We start from the raw sequence: 13093 nt of genomic DNA, 5'->3' as shown, positions 1-13093 counted from the left end.
CTCGTGGCCGCCACACTACCGCCAATCGTGTCCCGGCTCAGGGGTGGTTCCGGGTCCCGCTCAGGGTGTGGCGACGGCACGCAGCACCGCCACCCCGAAACCGGCGGCGCGACGCAGGGACCGGCCGTTCGTGCGGCGGGAACCGGTGACATGCAGCACCGGCCAGCCGTGCTCGGCCGCCAGCGCCGCCAGTCCGGGGCGCGGATTGACCGGCCGCGGCCGGCCCACCAGCGACATCAGCGCGGCGTCCTCATCGCCGTCGGCGTAGAAGAAGCTCTGGGCGAGGTCGATGCGGTTGTCCGCACAGAACCGCTGCACCACCGCCGCCTTCTGGGGCCCCCACACCACCGGCTTGGCGATGCCTCCGGTCAGCAGGCCCCGCTCGTCGAGTTCGAACCGGTTGCACAGCACCTGCGGAATACCCAGGTGGCGGGCGACCGGTTCGGCGTGGATGGTCAGCGCCGAGGAACTCAGCACGACGGTGTGGCCCTGCTGCTGATGGGCAGCCACGACTTCCTGCATGTGCGGGTAGACCCGGCTGGTGATGTGCTCGGCGAACAGTCGCTCGCCGACCTCGTCGAGTTCGGTGATGGACTCGCCGCGCAGGTAGCCCGCCGCGCGCACCAACAGTCGCTCGAATTGCATCCGGCCCAAGCGATATCGCACGGCGGCTTCGACGACGCCGAGCACCTCACCGGCCCGGGCCTGGCGCCGGCGGATCCGGTCGCCGGCATGCGCGGTAGCGGTGAACCCGGACACCAGCGTGCCGTCCAGATCGAAGAACGCCCCGATCCGGGCTCCCGGTTCAGTGTTGCCGATCTCGGCGATCAGATCGCGCGGTGATGCGGTCATCGGCGTCGATGTTACGTCCGCTGCCGCCTGCTCGGGCCACCACGCGCCGCACGAACAGGCGCGAAACCGGCAGCTGATAGCGTGTTTGGCCTAGCGAAAGAGGCCGGCGCAATGACCAAAGAGACCAGCGAGACCACCGCGACCGATGTGCGGCAAACCCTGTCCGAGCAGGCCGCGCAGCTCGGTTGGCAGCGCACGCAGCGGGAGCGTGTCGATATCTACCGCCGCGGGGCCTCCCACGTCCACGCGATGTGGCGCGACAGCGACACCGTCAACGGCGGAGCCCACTACGAAGACTCGATTCTGCTGGCCTACACCCCTGAACTGGCGAAGATCCAGAGCTGGTTGGCCCGGTAGAGCGGCGGATCACCGCGACGCCTCCGGTTCGCAACGGTTGGATAACCGCCCCTCGTGTCACACAGGCAACATTTTTCACACGGCTAACTTCGGTCTCGACCTTGTTGGTATCGGGATGGGGAAGAAGCCATGTCACGTATCCGTACTTGCCTTACTGTCGCGGCCGGCGCCGCCGCGGGATTGTTCCTGACGGCGCTGGCGTCCAGTGCAGCCGCCGGCGCCGACGCGGTGCCGATCAACCCGGGGCTGCCCGGAGTCGTCGAGCAGGTGGTTGCGTCCTCGACCACCATTCCGCAGCAGTTGCTGCAGACCACCACCTCGGCGCTGAGCGGAACCTCGGTCGCCCCGGCCGCTGCACCGGCGCAGTCACCGATCGCCACCGCCACCTTCAACGTTCCGCCGGCCTCGAGCGGCCTGACGCCGGCCACCCAGGCCACCGGTCTGCCCGGACTGGCCGGGTTTCCCGCCAATCTGACTTCGGTGCTGCCGTTCCCGATGCCGAACTTCGGCCCCTCGACGCCGACACCGACCGCGGTTGTTCCGGGTGCGTTCGCGCCGTCGGCCCCGGTGGCTCCGATGGAGGTCATGCTGATTCCCGGCTTGCCCTGACGGTGAGGCCGTAACCTCGGACCGGTGAGCGCACGCGCAGGAATCGTGGTCACCGGTACCGAGGTACTCACCGGACGGATCGCCGATCGCAATGGGCCGTGGCTGGCCGACCGGCTCCTGGAACTGGGAGTCGAGTTGGCGCACATCACGATCTGCGGTGACCGGCCCCGTGACATCGAGGCCCAGCTGCGGTTCCTGGCCGGCGAGGGTGTCGACCTGATCATCACCAGCGGCGGTCTGGGACCGACGGCTGATGACCTGACGGTCGACACCGTCGCCCGGTTCTGCGGGCGCGACGTCGTGCTCGACACCGCCCTGGAAGAACGGATCGCCGAGATCATCAAACCGATGATGGCGCGCTTCACCGGGCCGGGCGCCCCCGATTTCGCGACCGTGCGAGCGGCCAACCGCAAGCAGGCGATGGTTCCGGCCGGCGCGACGGTGCTCGATCCGGTGGGTACCGCACCCGGCGTGGTGGTGCCCGGCGCTCCGACGGTGGTGGTGTTGCCCGGGCCGCCACGCGAGTTACAACCGATGTGGCACAAGGCGATCGCCACCACCGACGTGCAGCAGGCGATCGCCGGCCGCACCCGCTACGAACAGCAGACCGTGCGGATGTTCGGGTTGCCCGAGTCCGGCCTGGCCGACACGCTGCGACACGCCCAAGCGGCCATTCCCGACTTCCTGCGACTGGAGATCACCACCTGCCTGCGCCGCGGTGAGCTCGAGATCGTCACCCGTTACGAGCCCGACGACGCCGCCACCTACGGGCAACTGCTCACGCTGCTGCGTGAGCGGCACGGCCGGGCGATCTTCTCCGAAGACGGTTCGGGTATCGACGATCTGGTGGCGGCCCAGTTGGCCGGCCGGCGGATCGCGACCGCGGAATCCTGCACCGCCGGACTGCTGGCAGGGCGGCTGGCCGACCCGCCCGGGGCCTCGGATTACCTTGCCGGCGGGGTGGTGTCCTACTCCAACGATGCGAAGGTGGACCTACTCGGCGTCGACGCGGCACTGATCGCCGAGCACGGCGCGGTCTCCGAACCGGTGGCCGAGGCGATGGCCGCCGGCGCGCTGCGCCGATTCGCGGCCGATACGGCGGTGGCGATCACCGGAATCGCCGGCCCCGGGGGCGGAACACCGGACAAGCCGGTGGGCACGGTCTGCTTCTGTGTAGCGCTCGGGGACGGCCGGCTACTGACTCGGACCACCCGGCTGCCGGGGGAGCGGGCCGACGTCCGCGAACGGTCGACCACGGTGGCCATGCATCTGCTGCACCGCGCATTGTCAACCGCCTGATTACGGCCGCAACCGGTGGTATGAACATCTCACCGAGGAGTTGCGGATGTGAACACGGCGTGGTCTGGCGAATCCGGTTACTGGCTGGGCCGGTTGGTGCTGGAACGCGGGATCGCGGCCATCTACGCCGTCGCGTTCGTCGCCGCCGCACGGCAGTTCCGTGCACTCATCGGTGAGCACGGCATGCTGCCGGTGCCGCGGTATCTGCGCCGACGGCCATTTTGGGTGACACCCAGCATCTTTCAGCTGTACTACTCCGATCGGTTCTTCGCCGCCAACTGCTGGCTGGGTGCGGTGCTGGCGGCCGCCCTGGTGGTCGGCGCCGGCGAACTGATGCCGTTGTGGGCTGTCATGGCGGTCTGGCTGCTGTTGTGGGCGATGTATCTGTCGATCGTCAACGTCGGCCAGACCTGGTACGCGTTCGGCTGGGAGTCGATCCTGCTCGAGAGCGGGTTGCTGGCGGTGTTTTTGGGCAACGATCGGGTTGCGCCGCCGGTGCTGGCGATGTGGCTGGCCCGGTGGTTGCTGTTCCGGATCGAGTTCGGGGCCGGGCTGATCAAGCTGCGCGGCGATTCCTGCTGGCGCGACCTGACCTGCCTGTACTACCACCACGAGACCCAGCCGATGCCCGGACCGCTGAGCTGGTTCTTCCACCACCTGCCCCGACCGCTGCACCGCGTGGAAGCCGCCGGCAACCACGTCGCCCAACTCGTGGTGCCGTTCGGACTGTTCGCCCCGCAGCCGGTCGCCGGGGTGGCGGCGACGATCATCATCGTCACCCAGTTGTGGTTGGTGGCCTCCGGCAATTTCGCTTGGCTGAACTGGGTGACGATCGTTTTGGCCGCCAGCGCGATCGACCAGTCCTGGCTCACCGGACTGTTTCCCGGGCTGCAGGCCCCGGCGATGCCCGCCGCCCCGGTGTGGTTCGACGTCCTGGTGATCGCCTTCGCGGTGATGGTGGTGGTACTCAGCTACTGGCCGGTGCGCAACATGGCGTCACGCAACCAGCGAAGCACATATGTTGCTAAACTACCTGCTATGGCGAAAGCGAAAACTGCTGGTCAGCGTATTGGCGTGGGGTCGGCGGCGATCTATGCCCGGATTTCGGCCGATGTGGAGGGTACCGGGTTGGGGGTGGCGCGGCAGTTGGAGGATTGCCGCAAGTTGGCCGCTGACCGAGGTTGGCCGGTCGGAGCCGAGTACGTCGACAACGATGTGTCCGCGTTTTCCGGCAAGCCCCGCCGGGAGTACGCCCGGATGCTGGCTGACCTGGGCTCGGGTGCCTGCGATGCGGTGATCGTTTACAACTTGGATCGGCTGCATCGGCGTCCGGTGGAGTTGGAGGAGTTCGTCGCGCTGTGTGAGTCGGTGGGGGTTCGCGATGTGGCGACGGTGACCGCTGACATCGATCTGGGCAATGATGACGGGTTGTTTATGGCGCGGATTTTCGCGGCGTTCGCCGCCAAGGAGTCGGGCAGGAAGTCCGCACGTATTCGCCGCAAGATGTTGCAGAACGCCGAACAAGGACTACCGCACGGCTCGGTGCGCCCGTTCGGCTACGAGGACGACAAGATCACGCTGCGGAACTCGGAGGCGGCGGTGGTGCGTGAGATGGTGGACCGCTACCTGGCGGGCCAGTCGTTGTTGTCGTTGACGGTGTGGCTCAACGACTCCGGCGTTTCCCCGGCGGTGGCCAAGTCGTGGCAGACCTCGGCGGTGCGCCAGATCCTGTGCTCGGGTCGTATCGCGGGTCTGCGGGAGCATCGTGGTGAGGTGATCGGCCCCGCCAAGTGGCCGGCGATCATTACGCCGGCGGAGCGGGACCGGATCTTAGCGCGTATCGCGGCGCGTGCGGTGACCAAGACGCGGGCGGCACGCACGTATGTGTTGTCGGGGATGCTGCGGTGCGGGCGCTGCGGCAATCGGCTGTATTCGCAAGCCCGGCACAGTAATCCCGGTCATCGGGTGCGCCGCTATGTGTGTTTGAAAGGCCCTGATCATGGTGGCTGTGGCCGGTTGACGGTGGTCGCCGAACCGGTCGAGGCGTTGTTGACTGATGCGGTGTTGACCCGCCTGGACTCTCGGGATCTGGCGAAGGTGTTGGCCGGCAAAGCCAGTCCTAATCATGATGTGGCGGCGTTGGCGGCGGCCGTGGAGGCGGATCAAACGCGCCTCGATGAGCTGGCCGGGTTGTATGCCGACGGCGCGATCAGCGCGCGGGAGTGGATCGCGGCCCGTGACCCGATCACCAGCCGCATCCAGCAGGCCAGGCGTGACATCGCTGAGGCCACCGATACCAGTGAGGTCTATGAGTTGGCGGGCACCGGCGGGGCGTTGCGCGTCCGGTGGCCCGACCTCGATGTGGAACGCCAGCGGAGCATCGTTAAATCGATCCTGGATCACGCGGTGATCGCACCGGGCACCCCGGGTTCGCGCAGTCTGGACATTAACCGCGTGCAACCCCATTGGCGTATCTAGGTTTTCGGCGTCGCGGATGTTCCCTGGCGAGCGCCGAGTGGGGGTCTGGGCTTGTGGCCTGTCAAGGCCACGCCGCACGCGGTCGAAGCCAGCTTCGAGCCTAGACAGCCCAGCAGCCCAGACACCAGACATGCTCTTATCGCCAGGGGAACGGTTGTGTTGAAACGGCTTTCGTCGTCTATCCGGTTGGCCGGTGACGGTACGGTGCCTTTGCGTGCTTAGCGCAGTAGGGTTGCGATGGCGGCCAGGGTGGTGGGGTCGGTGACGGTAACCGCCAAGTTCTGGCGTTCACATGAGGCGGTCAGCCAGGCTATGAACTCCGGGCGCTCGTGCAGCGGGACCGCGCCGGCATCGTGGTTGTTGCCGGCCGCTGGCGGGGTTGTCGTGGTCATCACCCTGCCCCGCGTGGTGGCGGCGGGATGCGGGTGGAGACAGTCCGGGATTCGGTGATACCGGTGATACGGGCACCGATGTGGCGCAAGGCTGCGGAGATGACCAGGACGTGGTCCCCCGCGCTGGCGTGTCCGGCGCGGTCGAACTCCCACAGCATCTCATCGGTGTCGATCGGTTGCTGCCGCCTGCCTGTGCTCGCCGTCACGTCGTCAGCGGAATGGGCGGATTGCGTATCGTCTTGTTGCCCTGAATGTTTGGCTATCTGGTTACGGGTCCAGGTGGCGCGGGCGGCGCGCAGGGCACCCATGGTGGTCGAGTAGTGCCGCGATTTGGTGGTGATATGGCCGCGGTAGCCCAGGGTGTGCAGCCAGCGCCCGATCCCCGCCAACGACGGACCTGCGGAGGCTGGGTGTTCGGCGAGTCCGGCGATGGTGGACAGGATGGCCCGCACATGCTCGCTGACGGCCAGCTCGCTGATCGCCTCGGCGGACAGCCGGCGCGCGGTGATGCCGAAGTCGTGCAGGGATTTGGTGACGTATTTCGCCAGATATGCCGCGACCCGACGCGGCCAAAGCCGCGATGTCGTCATGCGCGCGGTGTCGTCGACTTCGGAATCGCTTGCGGTTATTGGCGTTTCGGGTGTCAATGGTTGGGTATCAATTTGGGTGCCGAACCGCACCGTGCGCACCCCGCCCTGGTTGGGGTAATCGTCGTCGCCGGCGGGCACGTCGATACTGATGCGACCGGCAGCGTGTTGGATCAAGGCGGCCAGCTCGGCGGCGGTGATCGGTGACGACCAGCCGGGATGCTGCTCGGCTACCGGACGGGACTCCCCACCACCCCGCGGGGCGGCGGGGCCGTGACGATCGTGGTCACCTGATTTCGTGGTGTCGTTGGCGGCGGGCGGTGGGTCGAGGCGGATCAGGGCGTGGATGTGGGGGATGGCGCGGGCTTGCAATTCAACGACTTTGACGAAGCTGATCCGCACCGAGCCGGGCTTGACGCCAACTGTTTTCAGGTGCGTCGCCACGGCGCGTCGTAGTGCGATGGTGAAGCGCCGCCACAGCTCGGGCAGATGCCAGGTGAACAAGACATGCCCGAGGTAGTCGTAGCAGTCCCGGCACAATGGTTGGCCCACCATAGGGTCATCGACACTGTGGATTATGTTGCACCACAAATGATTTCCGCGCAAGCACCGGGTGGCTGAGCTGGCACCATTGCGGGGGTGGCAGGGTGTGCCGGTGGCGTTGTGCACGGCCCCGTAACTGGGGGCGGTCAGGGTGGTGAACACTTGCGGACGGTTGGCGACCTCGACGGGTATGTCGTGGTGGCCGCCGGCGGCTCCGGCATGCACGAGTTGCCAGGTGTCGCGGGCGTAGAGGTCTGAGCATGACGGGCACACCGACGCGCGGCGGTTGTTGCAGCGCGTCCACACCATATGCTGACGCCCGGCGGTGTCGGCACCGAGCAGCTGGATCGGGTGGGCGCAGTAACCGACCGATTCCACTCGCCGCCACCACGACCCGAAACCGGGTGAGGAAGCGCGCCGGCACATCTGAGTGACCACCGCATCGGCATCGATGGTGGCCGGCAGGCCCGGCAGCACGATCACCGGGCTCTGCGTCGTTACGGTCTTCACCGATTTCCCTGTTCGCCTGAACGCGGTGCCCGAAAGGTGCGGGCCAACAAGGTGATATCGCGATCGGTGACGTGAAAGGCCCGGACCCGTATCGGTTCGGCGGTGCCGTCAATCATCACGTACCCGATGCCGGGGGTGGTATCAGCGATCAGGTCGCATTCGGCGCCGGCATCGCGGGCTCCTTGGCCCAAGACCATGGCGGTTTGGGTGGCCTCGGTCATGCGTAGCCCGATGCGCACGGTGAACAATTGGCGTACCGGCAGGGTGTCTTTGGCCGGGTCTTGCACCGCGGCTACCACCGATATCCCGACCGCACGCCCCTGGGACAACAGCAGGCCGAGGAGTTGTTCTGTCTCGGCGCGGAGTTTGCGGTCGGTGACGTAGGCGGTCAGCGCGGCGATCTCATCAATGATCAGCACGATCAACGGCTCAGAAAGGGTGGGGGTATGCAGGCGGGTGTGCCCGCGCAGCCGGGTGGCGCGGGTCTGCATCAGCTCCACCAGCTCGCGCAGCAGTTCCACGGTGGGCTGACCGGTGTGGTAGCAGAACCGGGTGAACAGCGGCGCGCCGGCACCGAGTTCCATGCCGCCTTTGGGGTCGATCACCCACAACCGCACCCGCCCCGTTTTAACGTGGGGTGCCAGCCCGGCGACCAGCGACCACAGGACCGAGCCTTTGCCGGCTCCGGTGGCACCGGCGGCCAGGATGTGCTGGCCCAATACCGGTAGGTGCCACCAGCGCCGTGATTCGGTGACCCCGACCCGCACCGCGCCCAGATCGACCGCCGAACCCGGGGTTGGCATGGGCACCGCGATCGGCTGGCCGAGCACATCCCCGCGGCCGATGATGATCCGCAGCTGGCCCGGCGTGGTGGCGCGGATCGTCAACCGCTCCGCGTCCCAGGTCGCCGCCAGTGCGGGAGCGCGTTTCTGCCAGTCGGCAATCGACTGGCCGGTCACCACCTTGACGATCAGCACGTCGGCGTGATGGCCGATCCGCACCGATTGCAGGGCAGGCACCAACGTGCGTTCACCCAGTTTAGCGGTCAGGCCGTGCAGGGCGCAGACCGATTCCCAGTTGCGGTGATAACGCCACCACGCCCAGAAACGCTGCCGCAGCGGAGCGCTGACCCACCGGGTGAATGAGGACGGCTGGCACACCCACCAGCCGAGGTATGCCGCGGCCTCGACAACGGCGGTCAAAACGCCGGCTCGGGCGCCGTGACTGAAACCGACCCAGATGGCGACGACGGTGGGAATGCTCAGGGCGGGAAACAGGATTGCCCACCACAGCAGATACCCGCCGGCTTTGAGTAGTCCGACGATCAGCTCGCCGATCCAGTCATCATCGGGTGATGGATTGTTGTTGTGGTTCTTACGGTTTGGACTATTCGACATGACGGTCTGCCTTCACTTGCGACGGGGAAAGAAGGGGCCGGCCTGCGGTTACCGGGCCTGCTGGCCCGTCTTGACGGTGGCGGGGTCGGTGGCGGTGATGGCTTCGGCCCGGTAGGCGATGCCCGAGCGGCCGTCTTGCGACCACGGCAACGCCACCAGACCCGTCACAGACACCGGTTGGCCGACAACGACTTTCGGTTCCCCGACCACGGTGACCGCCAGCACTTCACCGCCGGTGGCGTCCAGGGCGATCAGCTGCACCTGCCACAACGCCTGCCCGGTGGCCTTGTCCACGCGCGGTGCACCGGTGTCGAAATTGGTGCGCTGCTCGGGAATCCGAGTACAGAGGAACGTCACCCCGGTGGTGTCGATACGTAACTTCATGGATTGCTGTCCTTCCTTGCGGTGTTGGCGCGGTCTGTTCGGCCGCGACTCAAGGACAGCGCCATCCCGGATGCGCCCGGAAGTGACAGGCAGTGATACTGGTGATGACCGCACACGCGCACACGTAGCTGACCTGCGCTGATGTATGCGGCATGATCGAAGCCATGGCCGCAGTCGACCCGATCCGGGCACTCAATGCGCAGCGGCTCAGCCAAGCCCGCAAACGCTACGGCTACAGCTTGCGTGAGTTGGCGATCGAGGTCGAAAACGTGCGCAAGCTACGCGGCGATCCCGACCTGCCCGCGCGGGAATCCCTGCGGCAAAAAATCGCCCAGATCGAGCGGACCGGAATGCTCGGCCCGGTGTGGCGTGAAGACCTGGCCGCGGTGTTCGGCGTCGAACCCGACGAAATGTTCAGCGTGCCGATCGCCTCCGAGCTGCCGCACCCGCTGCTGATACAACTACCCGTCGACCGTGACGTACTCGCCGTCATCCAGGCCCAGCAACATGCCCACATCCAAGCTGAGCACACCTTCGGCCCCCAACACGCCCGCCCCCTGGTGGAATCCGATCTGGTCACCATCGAATCCCTGATTGCCCACGCACCCTCGCAGGTCAAGGCAGAGATGCGGCGCGCCGCTGGGGCTATCGCCGAAGTTGCCGGGTGGATCGCCCAAGACCTCGGAGATCACGCCGCCGCGGAGAAGCTCACCCACACCGCAGCCCTGCACCTACGTACGGCCGGCCCGGCATTCAACGCCATGATCTTGATGCGCCAATCCAACATTCTCACCCGCACCAACCCCGACCTGGCCACCGCCTTGGCCACCGATGCCGCCGACCTCATCGACGGCCACGACGTGGGTCGCCTGGCCGCCAGCATCGCCCGCCAACAGGCCCTTGCCGAGCTGGCCAATCACAATGAGCGGGGATTTCATCGCCACGCCGCCGCAGCCCTCGAACTCGGTGACCTGCAACCCCACCCGCATGATCATGCGATCTACGCCCACGGCGCCTACGTCGCCAGCGAGATCGCCTCCGGCTACCTGCGCATCGGTGACCCGGATAAAGCCCTAACCCTGCTCGCCGGGCACCATCACGCCTGGACATCACAGCAGCACCGCGATCAGACCGTGGCCGATATGCGACTCCTGCACGCCTACATCGCCACCGGCGAATACCAGCAAGCACTGGCACTGACCGCCACAGCGATCCCGGGCTACCTGGCCGCGCCCTCGCAGCGAGCCAGGATTCATCTGGCCAGGGCAGGCACAATCGTGCGAGACCGTCGACGGCGAAACAAAGACCCGATCCTGCAACAGCTCGCCGGCCGCATCAAAAACGCCACCCAAGGAGTCACCCCGTGAGCCGTCGAGTCATCCCCGACACCACCACCACCGACCCCGCGGCCACCCACACGGTCGCGGTGCTGCCGGTCGGCTCATTCGAACAACACGGCCCCTACCTTCCGCTGGGCACCGACACCCTCATCGCCACTGCCATCGCATCCGCAATCAGTCGGCACCACAACGTATTTCAGCTACCACCGGTCGCGTTCGGCTGCTCCCACGAACACGCCGCCTACCCCGGCACCATCAGCATCAGCGCCACCACCTTGGCCGCGATCGTCGCTGACACCATCGAGTCGCTGGCACGCCAGAACACCGCCGGGCTGATCGTCGTCAACGGCCACGGCGGCAACGCGGTACTGACCAACGTCGTCCAACAAGCCAACCACCCCAAGAACCCCGTCAAGGTTGGGCTCTACCCCAGCCGCGAAGACTGGACCGAGGCCCGCGCCGCCGCAGGAATCCACAGCAGCAACCACGACGACATGCACGCCGGCGAACTGGAAACCTCCATCCTGCTCGCCACCCACCCCGACTACCTGCGCGACGGCTGGCAGACCAGCGACCACACCGCCAACGACCGCCGCTACCTCACCAGCCTCGGCATCCACGCCTACACGCCCACCGGCGTCATCGGCTCACCATCCCAGGCCACCGCCGCCAAGGGCAGCAGTGCCCTCGACCACCTCGGCCGCAACGCCGACACCCTGATCGAACTCCTCACCACACGTTGAGCACAAGCGACAGCTCGGCGGCTACCTTCCGGGCTTCGCTGCGCTCCCTTCGCTTCCGTCCGCTGGCGCTCCCGTCCGCGCCGGTCGCTCCACTGCGCCCTGCGTCCGCCGCCGAGCACCAGACCAGCGCCCACCACCCAGTGAGAACACCGGCCGTGTTCGCGCCTGCCGCCGCCAGGCCAACGGCGTTTGCGCCTCTCGCGCGGCGACCAGAGCCGGGCCAGACCGCCGGCCACCGTGGGACACATGCCCTGACCTCGCGCGTGAGGACTTTCTTTACTGCTATCAAGCTCGCTGATGTGTGCATGTTGACCACCGATGTCGCCGAGGGGTCCTACATCGGCGAGGCGCTGTCTTTGGTCGGTAAACGCGGCCGTGTGGTCGTTACCGCGATCGGGCACCCCGAAGAGACCTCGATATCGGGTTCACTGCTGGAGTTGACGCTGTATGAAAAGCAGATCCGCGGCGCGCTGTACGGCTCGTCGAACGCCGCCCACGACATCCCGCGGCTGGTCGAACTCTACAACTCCGGACAACTCAAACTCGACGAGCTGATCACCCGTGAGTACACCCTCGATCAGATCAACGAGGGCTACGCCGACATGCGATCAGGCCGTGAGGTGAGCCCGTCGTAGTGGTCCAGTCGTTATGGGACTCTGTTGCCCGGAGTGTTTGGGCAGGAAGAATCACCAACGACATGGCATCGAACAAGCGTCGGCGGCACACGCCGGATCAGATCATCCGCAAACTCGCTGAGGGCAACAAGCTGCTCGCCTCGGGTCAGGAGCTGGCCGAGGTGTGCCGGCATTTGGAGATCGCGGAATCGACGTGGCATCGCTGGTTGGCCCAGTACGGCGGCATGAAGTCCAACGACGCCAAGCGGCTCAAGGAGCTCGAGGCCGAGAATGCCCGTCTCAAGAAGCTGGTCGCCAACCAGGCCCTCGACATCGACATGCTCAAGGAGATTGGGTCGGGAAACTTCTGACCCCGAACCGCAAACGCCGCGCAGCGACCATGCTGCGTGAGCGGTTCGGGGTGTCTGAACGCCGGGCCTGCACCGTGGTGGGCATCCACCGATCCACGATGCGTCTGACACCGCCGCCGATGACCACCGAGGAAGCCGAACTACGTTCCTGGCTGCGCCGGTTCTCCACCGATCGGCCGCGGTGGGGATGGCGCCGCGCTGCCAAGATGGCCCGCCGGGCGGGCTGGCAGGTCAACAACAAGCGCATCCGCCGGCTGTGGCGCGAGGAGGGTCTGCGGGTACCCCAGCGTCGCCGCAAGAAGCGGTTGACCGGCATCGGGGTCGCCGTAGGCGCGATGTCACCGATCCGCCCGAACGTGATCTGGGCGATGGACTTCCAGTTCGACACCACCGCCGACGGTCGCACACTGAAGATGCTCAACGTCATCGATGAGTTCACCCGCGAAGCCCTGGCCATCGAGGTCAACCGCTCCATCGACGCCGACGGCGTGGTCGACGTTCTGGACCGCCTCGCTCTGGTGCACGGAGTGCCGCACTATGGAGCAATGATCAGAACCTGTGGATGAGCCTCGGTGAGGTGGCGTAGGAAAGGGCGCACCTTCCCGAGGATGATCTTC

The 13093-nt window shown here is 66.6% G+C and carries 11 protein-coding genes and 3 pseudogenes; 9 read left to right on the top strand and 5 right to left on the bottom strand.

Going from position 1 to position 13093, the window contains the following annotated elements:
* Positions 1–60 precede the first annotated feature (60 nt).
* On the bottom strand, positions 61–852 hold the full coding sequence (locus tag BST28_RS11665) for an HAD family hydrolase (protein ID WP_083081140.1): 792 nt from the start codon (positions 850–852) through the stop codon (positions 61–63).
* Between the two features lie 111 nt (positions 853–963).
* Here BST28_RS11665 and BST28_RS11660 point away from each other — a divergent pair, with 111 nt between their 5' ends.
* The 5 genes and pseudogenes from BST28_RS11660 (at position 964) to BST28_RS24745 (ending at position 5595) form a co-directional block, all read left to right on the top strand.
* Positions 964–1209: a hypothetical protein gene (locus tag BST28_RS11660; RefSeq protein ID WP_065287343.1), complete on the top strand. Its 246-nt coding sequence runs from the start codon at positions 964–966 to the stop codon at positions 1207–1209.
* Between the two features lie 129 nt (positions 1210–1338).
* Positions 1339–1818, top strand: coding sequence for a hypothetical protein (locus tag BST28_RS11655; protein ID WP_165758078.1), 480 nt, complete (start codon positions 1339–1341; stop codon positions 1816–1818).
* A gap of 24 nt (positions 1819–1842) precedes the next feature.
* Positions 1843–3117 (top strand): competence/damage-inducible protein A, encoded by a 1275-nt coding sequence (locus BST28_RS11650; RefSeq protein WP_083081136.1) that lies wholly within the window; start codon positions 1843–1845, stop codon positions 3115–3117.
* Between the two features lie 48 nt (positions 3118–3165).
* A pseudogene (locus tag BST28_RS24750) lies at positions 3166–3975 on the top strand (lipase maturation factor family protein); the annotation flags it as partial.
* Positions 3976–4155: 180 nt separating this feature from the next.
* A complete protein-coding gene (locus BST28_RS24745; protein ID WP_079626715.1) occupies positions 4156–5595 on the top strand; it encodes a recombinase family protein in 1440 nt (479 codons plus the stop codon).
* 218 nt (positions 5596–5813) lie between these two features.
* On the opposite strand, the gene BST28_RS24070 is transcribed toward BST28_RS24745, so the two are convergent.
* The 4 genes from BST28_RS24070 to BST28_RS11630 form a co-directional block, all read right to left on the bottom strand.
* On the bottom strand, positions 5814–5987 hold the full coding sequence (locus BST28_RS24070; protein ID WP_162936197.1) for a hypothetical protein: 174 nt from the start codon (positions 5985–5987) through the stop codon (positions 5814–5816).
* Positions 5987–7543, bottom strand: coding sequence for a replication initiator (locus BST28_RS11640; protein ID WP_225520766.1), 1557 nt, complete (start codon positions 7541–7543; stop codon positions 5987–5989). Before BST28_RS11640 ends, BST28_RS24070 begins: the two co-directional genes overlap by 1 nt.
* An 80-nt stretch (positions 7544–7623) precedes the next feature.
* Entirely contained in the window at positions 7624–9024 is a 1401-nt protein-coding gene (locus tag BST28_RS11635) for an FtsK/SpoIIIE domain-containing protein (protein ID WP_083081132.1), read from the bottom strand.
* Between the two features lie 48 nt (positions 9025–9072).
* Positions 9073–9408: an SCO3933 family regulatory protein gene (locus BST28_RS11630; protein WP_033711101.1), complete on the bottom strand. Its 336-nt coding sequence runs from the start codon at positions 9406–9408 to the stop codon at positions 9073–9075.
* A gap of 164 nt (positions 9409–9572) precedes the next feature.
* Between BST28_RS11630 and BST28_RS11625 the strand changes: the two genes are divergently transcribed.
* The 4 genes and pseudogenes from BST28_RS11625 to BST28_RS11610 form a co-directional block, all read left to right on the top strand.
* On the top strand, positions 9573–10775 hold the full coding sequence (locus BST28_RS11625) for a hypothetical protein (RefSeq protein WP_033711110.1): 1203 nt from the start codon (positions 9573–9575) through the stop codon (positions 10773–10775).
* The gene (locus BST28_RS11620; protein WP_033711100.1) at positions 10772–11491 is read left to right on the top strand and encodes a creatininase family protein; all 720 of its coding nucleotides are present in this window, start codon (positions 10772–10774) and stop codon (positions 11489–11491) included. Before BST28_RS11625 ends, BST28_RS11620 begins: the two co-directional genes overlap by 4 nt.
* Before the next feature lie 278 nt (positions 11492–11769).
* Positions 11770–12126 (top strand): annotated as a pseudogene (locus BST28_RS11615) (alcohol dehydrogenase); the annotation flags it as partial.
* Positions 12127–12188: 62 nt separating this feature from the next.
* Positions 12189–13015 (top strand): annotated as a pseudogene (locus tag BST28_RS11610) (IS3 family transposase); the annotation flags it as partial.
* Between the last annotated feature and the right edge of the window lie 78 nt (positions 13016–13093).

It is taken from the genome of Mycolicibacter kumamotonensis (genome assembly GCF_002086285.1).
GTDB classification, from domain to species: domain Bacteria; phylum Actinomycetota; class Actinomycetes; order Mycobacteriales; family Mycobacteriaceae; genus Mycobacterium; species Mycobacterium kumamotonense.
This window is presented reverse-complemented; position numbering and strand designations above follow the sequence as displayed.

What these genes read in the sequence shown, in the direction of transcription:
- BST28_RS11640 (WP_225520766.1), bottom strand. Translation starts at nt 7,543, where the DNA reads ATGTGCCGGCGCGCTTCCTCACCCGGTTTCGGGTCGTGGTGGCGGCGA.
- BST28_RS11665 (WP_083081140.1), bottom strand. Translation starts at nt 852, where the DNA reads ATGACCGCATCACCGCGCGATCTGATCGCCGAGATCGGCAACACTGAA.
- BST28_RS24070 (WP_162936197.1), bottom strand. Translation starts at nt 5,987, where the DNA reads ATGACCACGACAACCCCGCCAGCGGCCGGCAACAACCACGATGCCGGC.
- BST28_RS11655 (WP_165758078.1), top strand. Translation starts at nt 1,339, where the DNA reads ATGTCACGTATCCGTACTTGCCTTACTGTCGCGGCCGGCGCCGCCGCG.
- BST28_RS11630 (WP_033711101.1), bottom strand. Translation starts at nt 9,408, where the DNA reads ATGAAGTTACGTATCGACACCACCGGGGTGACGTTCCTCTGTACTCGG.
- BST28_RS11625 (WP_033711110.1), top strand. Translation starts at nt 9,573, where the DNA reads ATGGCCGCAGTCGACCCGATCCGGGCACTCAATGCGCAGCGGCTCAGC.
- BST28_RS24745 (WP_079626715.1), top strand. Translation starts at nt 4,156, where the DNA reads ATGGCGAAAGCGAAAACTGCTGGTCAGCGTATTGGCGTGGGGTCGGCG.
- BST28_RS11635 (WP_083081132.1), bottom strand. Translation starts at nt 9,024, where the DNA reads ATGTCGAATAGTCCAAACCGTAAGAACCACAACAACAATCCATCACCC.
- BST28_RS11660 (WP_065287343.1), top strand. Translation starts at nt 964, where the DNA reads ATGACCAAAGAGACCAGCGAGACCACCGCGACCGATGTGCGGCAAACC.